The following is a 14,774-nucleotide window of genomic DNA, read 5'->3' as shown; positions in this document are numbered from 1 at the left end:
GCACATTCCACTGGACTTCGTTGCGCGCGCAAGCATTGCTGTGGGTAGCAAGGCGGCGGCTTTCACCTCTGCCAGGTCTCTCCAGCCCGCCAGGCGGGCTCAAGTCAGTACAGGCGCCGGATCGGCCGGCGACTGCTAACTGAGGAGAACGACCATGGCAACGCTCGGAACCGACCAGGGCACTGAGGCGGACAACGATCAGCTTCAAATCCCGCCGGAGCCGCGCGAGCACATCTGGGATGCGCTCGACGCTCCACCCAAACGCGCGAAGAAGCCAAAGTCGGCCAAGAAGAAGGTTGGTAATGCGAAAGGCGCGGGCGATCCGGAACCTGCCAAGCCACCGAAGCCTACGCCCCGCAACGAGGGCAAGCCGAGCAAATCGGACCTAGTGCTGAAGAAACTTCGCCTAGCCAAGGGCGCCACGATCGAGATGCTGATGGAGGCGACCAATTGGCAGGCCCACTCGGTGCGAGGCTTCTTGTCAGCGGTCGTCAAGAAGAAGCTTGGCCTCAACCTGGTCAGCGATGTCGGGAAGGACGGTGTTCGGCGCTATCGCATCGACGATAGCGCCAAGAGTGGCGCTTGATGGTCATGCGCGCCAAGCTCAACATCGAGACAGAGGTTGCCGCCCTGGGCGACCTCTCCCGCGAGGAACTCGCAGCCCAATGGGAGAAGATCTACAGGTGCTCGCCACCAAAGGGTGTCAGGCGTGAACTTCTGATCAGGGCAGCAGCCTGGCATCTTCAGGCAAAGCGTCTCGGTGGATTTTCCACCGAGACGCGTCGCATGCTCAGGTCCGCCATAGACCGGGTCGAGAAGAAGTTCGCCGACCGCGACAGCCAAGCTAACGTCGTCGCCGACCACATCAAGGTGACGATCGCGCAGAAGCACAAACAAGTTTTGCCAGGCGCCCGGTTGGTTCGTGACTGGAACGGCAAGACCCACGTCGTCGACGTGATCGAAGAGGGCTTTGTCTTCGAGGCCAAGGTCTATCCCTCGCTGTCGTCGATCGCGCGCAAGATCACCGGCGCGCATTGGTCCGGTCCAAGGTTCTTCGGCCTATGAGCAGCAACTCAACCCCTCGCCTGCGCTGCGCCGTCTACACGCGTAAATCAAGCGAGGAAGGCCTCGATCAGGAATTCAACTCGCTCGATGCCCAGCGCGAGGCCTGCGTGGCCTTCATCGCCTCGCAGATCGGCTTAGGCTGGAAGCTCGTTCCAGATCGCTATGACGATGGCGGCATTTCCGGTGGGACGATGGAGCGCCCTGCCCTGCAGCAGCTACTTCAGGACATCCGCGACAAGAGGGTGGATGTCGTTGTCGTCTACAAGATCGACCGTCTCACCCGCTCGCTGATGGACTTCTCCAAGATCGTCGAGATCTTCGATGCCAGCGCGGTGTCATTCGTCTCCGTCACCCAGCAGTTCAACACCACCACGTCGATGGGCAGGCTGACGCTCAACGTGCTTCTGTCCTTTGCGCAGTTCGAGCGCGAAGTCACAGCCGAACGCATCCGCGACAAGATCGCGGCGTCCAAGAAGAAGGGTATGTGGATGGGTGGTGTGGTGCCGATCGGTTATCGCGTAGAGCATCGCAAGCTTCTTATCGATGAAGCCGAGGCGAAGATCGTCCGACATCTCTTCGAGCGCTACCTTGTTTTGAAATCAGTGCGCGACCTCGCGGACGAGGCCGCGCGAGATGGCCTCGTCACCCGAACTCGTGAACGCAAGGATGGGGCCGTTGCCGTCACCAAGCCATTCGGCCGCGGCAATCTTTATCACCTGCTGTCGAACCCCATCTACATCGGCAAGATCAAGCACAAAGACCAGGTCCACGACGGCGAGCATGAGTCGGTCATTGCAGGCCCGGTGTTCGATCAGGCGCGGGCGCTCTTGGCATCCCAAGCGCCGCGTCGGAGGAGCAAATCCAACGTCAACCAGCAGCATCTTCTCACAGGACTGCTGTTCGACGAGCACGGCGAGAAGCTTCGGTCGGTGCATGCCAGCAAGCGCGGCATTCGCTATCGGTACTATGTCTCAAAACAGTTCGTTGATCAGCGACGCGGAAGCTCCGACGGATGGCGCCTTCCCGCCGATGCAGTTGAATCAGGAGTTGAGCATCAGCTGTACCGCATTCTCAACGATCGCGGCCAAATCGCAGATTTGATTCAGCGAAGGGGAAGCTCAGGCGAAATTCCAATCGCGATGCGTCGCGCGGCTGACTTCAAGGCTGCCTGGAGCACCGAGACTGCAGACGGCAAGCGATCGCTGCTGCAAAAGCTCGTCCGCCGCATCACGCTTAGTCAGAAAGTGCTGACCGTCGACGTCGATTGCAGGGCACTTGCAGAACATCTCATCGATCGAACGCTCCCAAGTGATGGCGGAGCCGAAACCATGTCGATCTCTTGCCCATTCGACATCAAACGACGCGGTGTCGAGACGCGCATTGTCCTAACCGGTGACAGATCCAACAGTGCTGAACTGGACGCCGCATTGATCGACGTGGTGCATCGCGCCCAGCGGTATCTCCACCAACTCACAGATGGCTCTGGCCGAAGCCTGACGGAGATCGCTAGCTTGAACGCAACGACGGTCTCTGAGGTGAGCAGGCTGCTGCCGCTGGCGTTTCTCTCGCCGAAGATCATCTCCAGGATCATAGCCGGCACTCAGCCGATAGAACTCACTGCCCACAGGCTGTCGCGCCTCTCGGGCCTTCCCCTCGCCTGGTCCGATCAGTCTGCCCTCCTCGGCCTCTGATTCCGACCATCACCCGAGCATCGCTTTTCCAAACAGTTGGCTACGGAAATGGGCCCCCAGAGACGAAGCCCAGAATTTGGGGCATTCTGGGCCGCGACGGCGACGTCTCCGCCAAGCGTTGCCCCAGGGGCGCCGCTAACCTTCGGAAAGGTCGACACTATTCCGAGACGGCCGAGAGAGGGCAAAAACTGACGGACTGAATGGTGGTCCCCAAGGGACTCGAACTGTCAACCAAATGGCAAAACTAAGCCTCGGAAATGTCGACGCTATTTCGGCTCACTTTCGGGAAAGTCGCAGACAGAGACGTTTCGGGTAAAATTTGGAAGGCGCCTGGGTGAGACACCACCGATCGTGAGGTGATGGGGGCAGCGTAAAGACCTCGCGTTGATATAGCTCACCGGTCCATGCGAGAGTACTGCGGCTCGGAAAACAGAAATCAGCTGACTAACGCGAGCGGCTTTCGCCTCTCTACAAAATCGGCCCCGGTGACCAGGACCGCGTACCCATCTCCGATAACGCCGTCCAGTAGGTCTTTGTATTCCGTGTACTGTGGCATCTCGCTAGAAACAAACCCTGCTGCAGCCACGCCGTCGTTCAACTCATCTATGGAAATGCGCTTCAGTACAATCGGGCAGGTCGCCGGCTGAAAGGACGCCGCCATGGGATTGTGCAGCGTCGAGATCACTCCTCGGCAGATACCGTCCTCTTCCGGCAGGTAGAGGTTGATCAATCGGACGCTCCCCTTGGCGATTGTGACCAGGGAGAAAAACGGCTTGCCAAACGGGACGTAAACGCGGCCACGTTGCGTATACTTTACATCGCTGCGTTGTTTTTCCTCAAAGAGGAGGCACGCTTCATTCTCATCCCATTTGATGGAAATCCCATAGACGTTCAGACGTCCGACATTGCTGAAACAGGGCCGCAAAACCAGGTAGTCGCCCTGTAGGTGCTCGACAGCTTTAAAGGTATAACTGCCCAAGTCCTCGGATGCCTGTTCGGCAAAGACATTACTTTTGGGCGCAAACTTCGTGCCGAGGATGGCCTCGATCCTATCGAGCGTCGCCTCAGAAAAATCGCCCGCAAGGGCTTTATCTATGGTCGAGACACTTAGCCCCTGGTCGTAGAGCACTTCCTTCCGGGACTTACCGATTGTGTGGAGGTGTTTCTTGATTACAGCCGCGACTTGGAGCCTTGCGTCCTCGTCGAACGCGTCTGTGCGTCCCCCGATTGCCATAGCAAATCCCCGAAAATTTCATTTTCCGTCAGATTTTATGATCCGATTTGCGGAAATGTCAAAACTCTTCATCGAGGCCGGCGCTTCCTTCAAACAGCCTAGGCTGCCGTGAAATTCACTGCAGAACGATCCCGATCGTTAATGTGGCGATCAGGGCGGTGGTTAATTATCTATTACACAACGAGCAGCGCCAACAACTCATGCTCGGAAGTAGAGTAACCACTGAGACTATCCTTGCTACCACAGGGATTGCTTCAGTTTAACCCTAGCAAACGTGGAGAATTGTTATGAAAACCGTCCGTATCATGATTGCCATCGCCGCAGTGACCACTAGCGTCGCAGCCACCAATGCTCATGCCGAAGGCTTTCTGGCTGGTTTGGGCCGTGACCTCGGGCTCTATGACGAGAACACTCGGCAGGCCCTTGATGGCATCCACACCGCTCTGAACAAACCGCTTGACCAGCTCAATCCCTTCGGGAACGGCGGCAATGTCCCTGTGCCTAGCCCTAGCCCGACCTGGCAGCCGCAGATGCAGCAGATGGGCAACTTCTGCATGACGCAGGCAGGGCGCTTTGGCCCGGGGCCGATGAACCCCCTGGGAAGCCCTTGCCAGGCCTTCACCCAGTGGGGTGTCCAGACGGGCTGGGTCAGCCGCTAACTATGGACCCGCAGGCGTCTACCGGATGCCTGCGGGATCACCCCGAAGATCAAGTTTCAACCGTGGAGAACTACCATGAACAAGCTCCGTTCCACCATTGCATTTGCTGCACTGATCGCCGTTGCCGGCATGTCTGACGCCCACGCTGGGGGGTTCCTTGCCGACACTTTCATCAAACCCTTCAACCCCGACTTGGCCCGCGCTGCTGATCACCTCAATGCCCAACTCGGCAATCCGGTTGACCATGCCGCGGCGGCCACGCTCGACGGCTTTGTGCCTGGCGCCGGTCAGGCGCTTGAAGGCGCATGGGCTATTCAGCGTTCCGGTGTGTTGGATGGCTTCAATGGCGGCGGCGGGCCGGCCCCCCAACAGAATTGGCAGTCGCAGCGGAATTGGCAGCCGCAGATGCAGGTTGGCAACTTCTGTATGACTGGTATCGGCCGGGCGGGCCCCGGCCCTCTTCAGCCAGTCGGCGCGTTTTGCCAAGACGTGTTTGGCAACCCCGGATACATCGTTCGGTAACCCGGCCAGATACGGTCTTTCCTTCGCCCTCCAGGCTCTCTAGCCTGGGGGGCTCCTTACTTGTCCGGAGTCTCTCGTCGCATGTCCAGGCGCTCGCTAAAGGACGAGAGGCAGGGCCTCCACGCCGCTGTTGGTAGACTCCGGACTTCAGTACCAAAGGTTGAATTCGACACCCAGCTAGGCGTCCTAACCCGCTGGTGCCACGGCTCGATGCGTCAAGGGCAGAGCATGGCAATCGAGGTCTGCCGCTGGGCGCCAGAGCGATCATCAGGCCCGGTTACGTCGACGCAATGGCTTCCTTGGAGGCGCCATCGGGTCATTCTCTTCCGCTGCAATTTGGGCTGCATTCTTTGTGCGCCAAAGATCGAAGCTCTCGCGAGCGACATTGGTGAGCATACTTGTGAACGCGGCTGGGTTGGCAGCGTAAAGGGCATGACGCATCTCAGTGAATGCGTTGAACTTTCCACCTTTGGCCTCATCTACGAACTCCGCCGCCTTATAGCGCCGCACCAGCCCAATAGTAGTGCGAAGATAGTAGTTGAATTTCCCGCGGCTGATTTCTGGCTCTCGTCTCGTTACTTCGGCCGTGAAGCCATCAATCTTGTTGGGCTCAAACTCAACGTCAGGAAAGAAGTGATGCGCGATGCGCAGGAGCCTAAAAGCATTTAGCGGCGCGAACTGGCCGCGCTCAATTTCGGCTTCATCCACGGGGCGTTTTCGCGCCTGTTCGTCGGCCTGGTCGGTATCTGAGGAGTCGGAATCGGTTTCCGCTTCCGCCTTCGCGATCTCGACAAGGGTTGAGTCGCGGACTTGCCGAAACTCTCGGTCAGCGAGTTCGAAAAGTGCCGCCAATGTGTTGATACGCCGCTTGAGCGCCGGCGGGATCGACTTCTTGTACTTTATCTTGTGGTCGAGAGTGCTCCAAGAATCCTGTATAATTGTCCGGATTTGCAACTCAAAACGATAAGGAGCGAACAAAGTATACTCAGGCATGTCGGCGCGAGCACCATCGAGCTTTAGGTCTAGATGAAGGCCCTTGTAGCCGAAGGCGTTCTCCGTGCCTTCAATCTCTGCGGTCTTATCGGTGATGTCGATGACCTCGAAATGCTTGCGGATCAGCGAACCGATGGGGTCGATCTCGTCCTCATACAGACAAACGAGTCGAAGCCCGATCAAGTCTGTGATGTGATCTTGAATCGTATAGGGCGTCTTGCTCTCCTCCAGCCCACTTTGATATTTTCGCGTGAACTTCTTGATCGACTCTTCACGATCCTTGATGCGGCCAACAGCGGCGGCAGCGCCGAATCCTGCATGGGCTAGTAGCGATCGCAAAAGCGTGAGAAACGCATCCTTCGCTTGATCGAAGCGGACCGAGTTGTCGTTATAGTATGTTCGAAATGCTTCTTTCTCTGTTTCAAAGTCCAACGACGGCATACAATTCCCCTTCGCAATGCTTGTCCTGTGACAGTCGCTTTTCTAACGCGGCCTAAAGCGCAATTGACAGCGGTGGTCATATAATTAGAAGACCGGCAGGCAATCAATTGACAACGCGCCGTAGACTGAGGGTTGCGCACTTCTACGCAGCGCAACAATTCCGAGACCTTATGTTCCTAGCCGTCTGCCCCCACGCGCTACAGAACCGTTCGCAAACAGCGACTTTCCGCTGGACTTCACCGCCAAAGGAAGCATTGGTTGGGTAAGCACCGCCGAGGAACTCGGTGCTGCAAGAGCCTAGGTGAGTCTCGAGCCCGCAAGCGGCGGGCTTCAGTCAGTGCAAGCGCCGGGATGATCCGGGCGCCGAACTGACGAAGATTCAAGATGGCAATCCTCAATTACATCAAAGCCAAAGCTGACAACGTCGAACTGCGAGCCACGGCACCCAACTTCTATCAGGACCTCGACCCCCTCGCTGCGCGAGAAGTCCGATGCAACCGTCTCGGTGACCGTTGAGAAAGGCAAGGGCACTTCGCCCTTAGCGCAGGCCGGGATTAACAGCTTCCGAAGGACCCAGAGGTCCACCAACAGCGTCACTGCCAAGTCGTTGATCGATGCTACTGGATGGCGGGGCGCAATCGGTGTCGGCCTTCCTCTCGAGGGCCGTTAGGAAAGTCTTGGCCGCGAACTGCTCGGTGAAACTGGCAAGGATGGCCAACGGCGCTACCGCATTGTCGAAGTAGATATGGCTGAGCAGTCTCGATGCGCAAGCGACTGGATATCAACACCGAGATCGCTGCAATCCGCGATTTGGCGCGAGACCAACTGGTGGCAGCTTGGATAAAGACCTACGGCTGCCCGCCGCCCAAAGGTGTCAAGCGCGAGTTGCTGGAGCGGTCTGCCGCCTGGCATCTCCAGGCGAGACGGCTGGGCGGCCTGCCGGCGAGCACTAGAAAAGCCCTCGGGTCGATCGATGTGCGTCCGACTGGCATAAATTCGCTCCCTGCAGCGAATGCCGCGTCCCCGAGAAGCAATGGCGCAGCATCCACCGAGGCTGCGCCATCTAACCCAGTCGTGGCGAAGAAGCCGGGACCGATTCCGCCCAAGGTCGGGTCTCGTCTGATGCGAGAGTGGAACGGTCGAATGCATATTGTTGAAGTTGTCCACGGTGGCTTCGTGCTCGATGGCAAGACGTTCCGATCGCTGACGGCCGTTGCTCGCCGCATCACCGGCACGCATTGGTCTGGCCCGAGGTTTTTTGGCCTATGACAACATCCCCTCGCCTCAACTGTGCAATCTACACTCGCAAATCCACCGAGGAGGGCCTGGAACAGGAATTCAATTCGCTTGATGCCCAACGCGACGCCTGTGCCGCATTCATTGTCTCACAGGCAGGGTTAGGCTGGAGGCTAATGCCGGACCATTACGACGATGGAGGCATTTCCGGTGGCACGATGGAGCGCCCTGCCCTCCGGCGCCTCCTGCAGGAAATCCAGAACCGGAAGATTGATGTGGTGGTCGTCTATAAGATCGATCGCCTCACCCGATCGCTGATGGATTTCTCAAAGATCGTGGAGATCTTTGATGCCAATTCCGTCTCCTTCGTCTCGGTCACCCAACAGTTCAACACCACCACGTCGATGGGCAGGCTTACACTCAATGTGCTCCTATCCTTCGCCCAGTTCGAGCGAGAGGTCACCGCTGAACGCATCCGCGACAAGATCGCCGCCTCGAAAAAGAAGGGCATGTGGATGGGCGGCATCGTGCCACTCGGCTATCGCGCTGAGAACCGCAAGCTCGTGGTTGACGCAGCCGAAGCAAAGATCGTCCAGCATCTGTTCGCTCGCTATCTTGTCTTGAAGTCAGTTCGTGAACTTGTCAGCGAGGCCAGGCGTGACGGCCTTTCAGCACGGTCTCGCCAACAAAAGGACGGTTCTGTTGTCGTCACGTCACCGTTCGGCCGCGGCAACCTTTACCACCTTCTTTCGAACCCGATCTACATCGGCAAAATTAGGCACAAGAAGCACATCTACGACGGCGAGCACGAAGCGATCCTCACGGTTGCCTTGTTCGACGAGACCCAGCAGCTTCTCAACTCCCAGGCACCCAGGCGGCGAAGTCAGTCGAACGTCACCCAAGCTCATTTGCTAACCGGCCTGCTCTTCGATGAAGCCGACAAGAAGCTGCGATCCGTTCATGCCAAGAGACGAGACGTTCGCTATCGGTACTACGTCTCAAAGCAGTTCGTTGATCAGCGGCGAAATGGATCAGACGGTTGGCGCCTTCCCGCCCAGACAGCCGAATCGATTGTTGAGCATCGTCTGAATCGGATTCTCAGTGATCATGCCCAACTGTCTGATTGGATTCGGCGATGGGCGGATTCCGGCGAAATCCAATCCGCGCTTGCTCGAGCTGGTGAGGTGCGATCATCTTGGGCGTCGGGAGACGTTTACGCGAAGCGAGCGCTGCTCCAAAAAATCGTTCGCCGGATCACGCTCAGGCCGGGATCATTGACCATCGAGCTCGATGTCCGGTCAGTCTCGGAACTGTTGCTGGCCAGGGTCCTCCCCACTGATGGTGGCGCCGAAACGACGTTACTCGAATGTCCGTTTGGGATGAGGCGTCGCGGTGTCGAAACGCGGCTTGTGCTTACCGATGGATCTAGCCCCATCCGAGAACCGGATGCGGCTCTTGTCAGCCTTCTTCGCCGCGCTCATTTGTATCTTGACCAGCTCACGGATGGCGCCAACCGCAGCCTCACCGACGTTGCCTTACTGAATGGCACCGATGCATCCGAGGTGAGCCGCCTCCTACCCCTCGCCTTCCTTGCTCCCAAAATCGCGTCCGGCATCGTCGCTGGCGACCAGCCTGTCGAACTGACCGCGCATCGGCTTCCTCGCCTACCGGAACTCCCGATTGCCTGGACCGACCAAGCGACACTCCTCGGTTTCTGAACCAACGGCCGGGCATCTCTCTGATGAGCCGACCATCACTTCCCAAAACGCTTGGCTACGGAATTCCCCCGTCAGAGACGACGGCCAAAAATTCCGGCATTTTGGGCGCTCACTGGCGCGTCTCAGCCAACCGTTACAAATGCGCGGCGCTGACAAAATGGAAATGTCGGAACTATCGTGAAACAGCTGAAAAACCCTCGAAATAGGGTGCAGGGGATGGTGCTCCGAATGACCCGATGCGGCCGACTGCAAGCAAAAACTAAGGCGCGGAAATGTCGACGCTATTCAGGCTGATTTCCAGGGAAGTGTCGGACATGGCAGTTTCGGGCAAAAATGGCGGCCATTTGGACAGCGGCGATTCACGCCGCATCGAGGTGCATCCTAGCGATCGTTTGGTGATGCGCGGAGCCAAAATATATGCTAAGTACTTGATATTAAAGGGTTTTTGGTGGGCCCGGAGGGACTCGAACCCCCAACCAAGCGGTTATGAGCCGCCGGCTCTAACCATTGAGCTACAGGCCCCACGCGGGCTGGCTTAGTGTTTTTCGCCGCCCGGCACAAGGCTTTCGAAAGCGCTGGCGGCAAATGCCAAAATCAGCTCATATTCGCTCCGTACAGCGGCGTGCGCGCCCATCAGGCGCGTGAACTGGTCCGGACTGCCCGCAACGCCGGGAATCGATGCCTTTTTCGAGTCTGGGCAGAGGTGATACCGGATCGCAGATTTCGAGGAGTTTTCATGACCAGATATCTTTTGCCTGTCGCGCTCGCTGCCGCGATAGCGTTTCCGGCGCTAGCAAGCGCCGCCGACACCCAGCCGGCTCCGCGCATTGTCGTCTCGGGCGAAGGCGAAGCGACTGTCGCGCCGGACATGGCGATCCTGACGCTCAGCGTCATGCGTGAGGCAAAGACCGCGCGCGCCGCGCTTGATGCCAACAATGATGCCATGGCGGCCGTGATCGCGGCGATGAAATCGGCCGGAATTGCCGATCGCGACCTGCAGACAGCCGGCATCCAGATCAATCCGCGCTACAATTACACCAACAAGGCGGACGGCAGCCAGGAAGCCGAACTCGTTGCCTACCAGGTGACGAACACACTGTCGGTGCGCGTGCGCGACGTCGACAAGACCGGCGACATCCTCGACAAGGCGGTGTCGCTCGGGGTCAACCAGGGCGGCGGCATCGCCTTCACCAATGATGATCCGAAGGCCACCATCACCGAGGCGCGCAAGAAGGCGGTTGCCGACGCGCTCGCCAAGGCCAAGACGCTCGCCGCGGCCGCCGGCGTCAACCTTGGCAAGGTGATCGAGATCACCGACCAGAACGTCGCGCCGGCGCCGATGCCGTTGAACGCCAAGGCTTTCGATGCCGCCCGCGCCGCCGTGCCGGTGCAGGCCGGCGAGAATTCCTACACCGTCCAGGTGACCGTCACGTTCGAGCTGAAATAGCTTGCCCGCCGCTTTGGTAATCCGACAAAAACAAAACCCCGGAGGACCGATCCTCCGGGGTTTATCTGAGCCGCGCTTCAGCACTGGCCGAAGGGGCTCCACTACTCACAGGTGACATCGGCGAGAGTCATCCTGCTCCCGACCTCGCAGAAGGTCAGCTGGTCCTGCAGAGGATCATGCCCAACCTGTCCTCGCAGGCTCCAGAAAAGCCTCAGCGATAGATGATCGGGCAGCCACGCTCGTTGGCGAAGACCACCACCACGCGGTCGCCATACTGACGGCCGGCCACCTTCACCGTTCGCCGGCTGATGTCGACGATGCGGACGCGGTGCAGGCCCATACGCTCGGCCTTGTCGAGCGCGCGGTCCGGCGAACAGCCGCGGCGGCGCCAGTCGCGATCGCGGCGGTAATAGCCATCATCGCCGGTGTAGACGCCGAAGCGCGGATCGTGATTGTTGCCGAAGCCGAGATAGAGGCTGTCCGCATGCGCCGCCGGGATGGCGCCGAGCGTGCAAAGCCCGACAAGGGCCGAAAGGGCTGCCGTCTTGATCTGGTTGAACATTGTCTCTCTCCTTGTTGTGGGCCTCGCGCCCTTGAACGGATGATTGGCGAACCAATGATTACAAAATGCCTTTTTGTGTCTGAACTTTGTGCGAACCGGCCGTTCATGTCCGGTTCATGTGGAAGAAAAGGCAAAACCCCTCACCCGAATGCACTTCCAAATCTGACGCGGGGAACGCGTCACCGCGGCCCCAGTTCCCTCGAGTTTCAAGATGCGAAGCCGCCAGGCTTCGTCATCAAGATGCGAACCCGTCAGGGTTCGTCATCGTCATCAAGATGCTGACCCGTCAGGGTTCCTCATCAAGATGCGGGATCCGTCAAGGTTCGTCATCAAGCACATAATCAAAATAGTCGTCCGGCTCGGCGAGATCCGTTTCCTTGGCCTTCACCCGGCCGCGGATCGAAATCCCGGCCTCATGCACGGTCTCGGCGCTCCCCGAAACCAGCTTGTGCCACCAATAGAGGTCGTGTCCCTCGGCGACGAGCCGGTAGGCGCAGGTCTTGGGCAGCCAGGTGATGGTGCGCACATTCTGCGGTGTGAGGCCGACGCAATCGGGCACGCGCGCCAACCGGTTGGCATAATCCGAGCACAGGCATTTTTCGGCGTCGAACAGCCGGCAGCCGACGCTCGTCCAATAGATTTCGCCAGTATCCTCGTCCTCGAGCTTGGACAGGCAGCATTTGCCGCAGCCGTCACAAAGTGATTCCCATTCGTCCGGGGTCATGGCCTCGAGAGTCTTGGTTTTCCAAAATGGCGCATTCATGCCGCTGGATTTGGCCCTCCGGGACCTCTCGGTCAAGCACTGCTGTCACAGGACCCATTATCAACATTAGAAAAACACGAAATTGCCTTCAAAAGGCCGGCCGGGCATCCTTGGCTGACAACAATGCCCGGCGGAACCAATTGATGCTGTTGAAAGTTTGGGCAGGGATGGGACCCCAGTAGGAGAAAATCGATATGAAACGCCAACCACGGATTCTGGCAGGTACGGCAATCGGCCTGCTAATGGCATCCGCGCCGTTGGGCGCGTATCCGCTGCAGGCCGATCTCGGCCCTTCGCGGGGGACGCCGTTTATCCTAGCGCAGTCGAACTGCGCCGAAGGCCAATCGGCTGAGGAATGTGCGCAAGGCCAGCAGGGGCAAGCCGAGCAGCCGAGGAAAAAGAAGCGCGAGCAGCAGACGGAGTCGGCGCCGGCCGAACAGTCCGCCGAGCCAGAGCAGAAGCCGCGCCGGAAGCGGCAGGACCAGCAGCAGTCCGGCCAGGCGGAAGAGGCGGCCCCGGCGGAGCAGCAGCTCAAACCGCGCAAGAAACGCGATCAACAGCAGCAGATCGAGGCAGCCCCTGCCGATCAGGGCGGACAGGCTGCGACCGACGAGCAGCAACCGCGCAAGAAGAAGCGCCAGCAGCAGACCGAAACCGCTCCGGCCGAGCAGCCGGCCGAACAGGCCGCGCCGGCGAGCGACGAACAGCAGCCGCGCAGGAAGAAGCGCCAGCAGCAGCAAACCGAAACGGCCCCGGCAGAGCAGCCCGCCGAACAGGCGCCGGCGAGCGACGAACAGCAGCCGCGCAGGAAGAAGCGCCAGCAGCAGCAAACCGAGACTGCACCGGCCGAGCAGCCTGCCGAACAGGCGGCGCCCGCCAACGACAACACGCCGCAAGACAAGCTGCGCAGGAAGAAGCGGGATCAGCAGCAAACCGAGACCGCCCCGGCCGAGCAGGCGCCGAAGACCGAAGCCCCTGCCGGCGAGGCACAGCAGGCCGAGCCACAGCAAAACAATCAGCAAGCAGCACCGGCCGAAGGCGAACAGCCTCTGGACAAGACCAAGAAGCGCAGACAGACGGTCGGCGAGCAGCCCGGCACCGGTCAGGCGGTGACGGGAGATCAACCTTCGACCAAGCAGCCCTCCAGCGAAGGCCAGGCAACCACCCAGCCCGCTACCGGTGAGCAGCCGGCTGAAGGCGGCGCGAACGCCGGCGCTGCCGCACAGGGCGAGACCCCTGCCAACGCGAACGAGGCTCCCATCCTCGACAGCCAGAAGGATGTCGTTCGCAAGCGCAAGGGCCGCCAGCCGGCCGGCCAGAACGAGAATGGCCAGGCCGGTGTCGAGCAAGGCGGCAACCAGGCTGGACAGCAGGGCGGCAATCAGGCCGAACAGCAGCAGCGGCCTGCCGCGGTCGATCAGGGGCCGCCGCCCACCGACGACAAGGCGGCCCAGCAGGCGATCAAGCCTGAGAAGCTTGTTCCGGTCACCGAGGAAAAGGGCAAGCGGATCGAGCTTACGCCCGAGCAGGTGGTCCGCGAGCGCCGCCGGCCCCAGGGCGCGGATGTGGTGAAGCAGTTCGGCGACCGCGTGATCCTCCAGTTCAACAACCAGACTTTCGTGGAAAGCAACGAGGCTCCTCGCATTACCCGTGGCGCCAGGGATGTCTATTACGAGGATCTGCCGCGCGGCCGCACCCGCGAGACCGTCGAGCGCGAGAATGGCGTCAAGATCGTCACCATCCGCAACCGCAATGGCGACATTGTCCAGCGTTCGCGCATCACGCCTGACGGGCGCGAATATGTCCTGAGCTATGTCGACGAGCGCTATTACCAGGATGTCGACGACTGGCGCGATCCAGGCGACGACCTGCCGCCGATGCGTCTCGACATATCGCGTCGGGACTACATCCTGGATTCGGAAGAAGTCGAGGATCCGGACGAGTATTACACCTTCCTCGAGCAGCCGCCGGTAGAGAGGGTCCAGCGTCTCTACTCGATCGACGAGGTCAAGCGCTCGGCCCGCGTGCGCGACATCGCCCGTCGTATCGACCTCGACACGCTCAACTTCGATTTCGGCTCGGCGACTCTTTCCGACACCGAAGTGCAGAAGCTCGAAGGCGTGGCCACCGCCATGGACAAACTTCTCAAGAAGAACCCGGCCGAGACCTTCCTGATCGAGGGCCACACCGACGCCGTCGGTACGCCTGACGCGAACCTCGCACTGTCGGATCGGCGTGCCGAGGCGGTCGCCGAAGCGTTGACCAACGCTTTTGGCGTCCCGGCCGAGAACCTCACGACACAGGGCTATGGCGAGGAATATCTCAAGGTGAATACGTCTAGCCCGAACCGCGAGAACCGTCGTGTCGCCATCCGCCGCATCACCTCGCTGGTGGCGCCTGTGGCGAGCAACGAGCAATGACTTGAAGATCCTGAGCCGATTTT

The 14,774-nt window shown here is 59.6% G+C and carries 14 protein-coding genes and 1 tRNA gene; 9 read left to right on the top strand and 6 right to left on the bottom strand.

From position 1 onward, the window contains the following. The first annotated feature begins 154 nt into the window (after positions 1-154). The 3 genes from A9K66_RS29695 to A9K66_RS19625 are packed head-to-tail and all read left to right on the top strand — an operon-like array spanning position 155 to position 2,756. Positions 155-586 carry a DUF3489 domain-containing protein gene (locus A9K66_RS29695; RefSeq protein ID WP_082953965.1) on the top strand — a complete coding sequence of 144 codons (432 nt, stop codon included), beginning with the start codon at positions 155-157 and terminating at the stop codon, positions 584-586. Continuing rightward, positions 586-1,065 carry a DUF2924 domain-containing protein gene (locus A9K66_RS19630; RefSeq protein ID WP_245307602.1) on the top strand — a complete coding sequence of 160 codons (480 nt, stop codon included), beginning with the start codon at positions 586-588 and terminating at the stop codon, positions 1,063-1,065. Before A9K66_RS29695 ends, A9K66_RS19630 begins: the two co-directional genes overlap by 1 nt. After that, positions 1,062-2,756, top strand: coding sequence for a recombinase family protein (locus A9K66_RS19625; protein WP_067326860.1), 1,695 nt, complete (start codon positions 1,062-1,064; stop codon positions 2,754-2,756). The genes A9K66_RS19630 and A9K66_RS19625 overlap by 4 nt, the downstream gene beginning before the upstream one ends. A 436-nt stretch (positions 2,757-3,192) precedes the next feature. Here the strand turns inward: A9K66_RS19625 and A9K66_RS19620 are convergent, their stop codons facing one another. Then, positions 3,193-3,990 carry a hypothetical protein gene (locus A9K66_RS19620; protein WP_067326857.1) on the bottom strand — a complete coding sequence of 266 codons (798 nt, stop codon included), beginning with the start codon at positions 3,988-3,990 and terminating at the stop codon, positions 3,193-3,195. A gap of 287 nt (positions 3,991-4,277) precedes the next feature. Here A9K66_RS19620 and A9K66_RS19615 point away from each other — a divergent pair, with 287 nt between their 5' ends. After that, on the top strand, positions 4,278-4,649 hold the full coding sequence (locus tag A9K66_RS19615) for a hypothetical protein (RefSeq protein WP_067326854.1): 372 nt from the start codon (positions 4,278-4,280) through the stop codon (positions 4,647-4,649). Between the two features lie 75 nt (positions 4,650-4,724). Beyond that, positions 4,725-5,171 (top strand): hypothetical protein, encoded by a 447-nt coding sequence (locus A9K66_RS19610; RefSeq protein ID WP_067326851.1) that lies wholly within the window; start codon positions 4,725-4,727, stop codon positions 5,169-5,171. 267 nt (positions 5,172-5,438) lie between these two features. Here the strand turns inward: A9K66_RS19610 and A9K66_RS19605 are convergent, their stop codons facing one another. Continuing rightward, entirely contained in the window at positions 5,439-6,605 is a 1,167-nt protein-coding gene (locus A9K66_RS19605) for a (p)ppGpp synthetase (RefSeq protein WP_067326848.1), read from the bottom strand. A 762-nt stretch (positions 6,606-7,367) separates the two neighbouring features. Here A9K66_RS19605 and A9K66_RS19595 point away from each other — a divergent pair. Beyond that, on the top strand, positions 7,368-7,874 hold the full coding sequence (locus A9K66_RS19595) for a DUF2924 domain-containing protein (RefSeq protein ID WP_067326842.1): 507 nt from the start codon (positions 7,368-7,370) through the stop codon (positions 7,872-7,874). Continuing rightward, on the top strand, positions 7,871-9,559 hold the full coding sequence (locus A9K66_RS19590) for a recombinase family protein (RefSeq protein ID WP_067326839.1): 1,689 nt from the start codon (positions 7,871-7,873) through the stop codon (positions 9,557-9,559). The genes A9K66_RS19595 and A9K66_RS19590 overlap by 4 nt, the downstream gene beginning before the upstream one ends. 446 nt (positions 9,560-10,005) lie before the next feature. On the opposite strand, the gene A9K66_RS19585 is transcribed toward A9K66_RS19590, so the two are convergent. Next, positions 10,006-10,081 (bottom strand) — tRNA-Ile (locus A9K66_RS19585). Positions 10,082-10,295: 214 nt separating this feature from the next. On the opposite strand from A9K66_RS19585, the gene A9K66_RS19580 reads away from it, so the two are divergent. Beyond that, positions 10,296-11,006, top strand: a complete 711-nt coding sequence (locus A9K66_RS19580; protein WP_067326835.1) for an SIMPL domain-containing protein — start codon at positions 10,296-10,298, stop codon at positions 11,004-11,006. A gap of 211 nt (positions 11,007-11,217) precedes the next feature. Here the strand turns inward: A9K66_RS19580 and A9K66_RS19575 are convergent, their stop codons facing one another. The 3 genes from A9K66_RS19575 to A9K66_RS31280 all read right to left on the bottom strand — a co-directional run bounded on the left by A9K66_RS19575 (position 11,218) and on the right by A9K66_RS31280 (position 13,455). After that, a complete protein-coding gene (locus A9K66_RS19575) occupies positions 11,218-11,568 on the bottom strand; it encodes a hypothetical protein (protein ID WP_067326832.1) in 351 nt (116 codons plus the stop codon). A 316-nt stretch (positions 11,569-11,884) separates the two neighbouring features. Continuing rightward, positions 11,885-12,331, bottom strand: a complete 447-nt coding sequence (locus A9K66_RS19570; RefSeq protein ID WP_067326829.1) for a YcgN family cysteine cluster protein — start codon at positions 12,329-12,331, stop codon at positions 11,885-11,887. Between the two features lie 314 nt (positions 12,332-12,645). Beyond that, positions 12,646-13,455 carry a hypothetical protein gene (locus A9K66_RS31280; RefSeq protein ID WP_245307589.1) on the bottom strand — a complete coding sequence of 270 codons (810 nt, stop codon included), beginning with the start codon at positions 13,453-13,455 and terminating at the stop codon, positions 12,646-12,648. Between A9K66_RS31280 and A9K66_RS31275 the strand changes: the two genes are divergently transcribed. After that, positions 13,441-14,751 carry an OmpA family protein gene (locus A9K66_RS31275; RefSeq protein WP_245307586.1) on the top strand — a complete coding sequence of 437 codons (1,311 nt, stop codon included), beginning with the start codon at positions 13,441-13,443 and terminating at the stop codon, positions 14,749-14,751. The genes A9K66_RS31280 and A9K66_RS31275 overlap by 15 nt on opposite strands. Positions 14,752-14,774 lie beyond the last annotated feature (23 nt).

The sequence above is a fragment of the Mesorhizobium sp. AA23 genome, assembly GCF_001672435.1.
Taxonomy (GTDB): Bacteria; Pseudomonadota; Alphaproteobacteria; order Rhizobiales; family Rhizobiaceae; genus Mesorhizobium.
The sequence above is the reverse complement of the archived record's forward strand: the minus strand, read 5'-3'. Positions and strand labels throughout refer to the sequence as shown.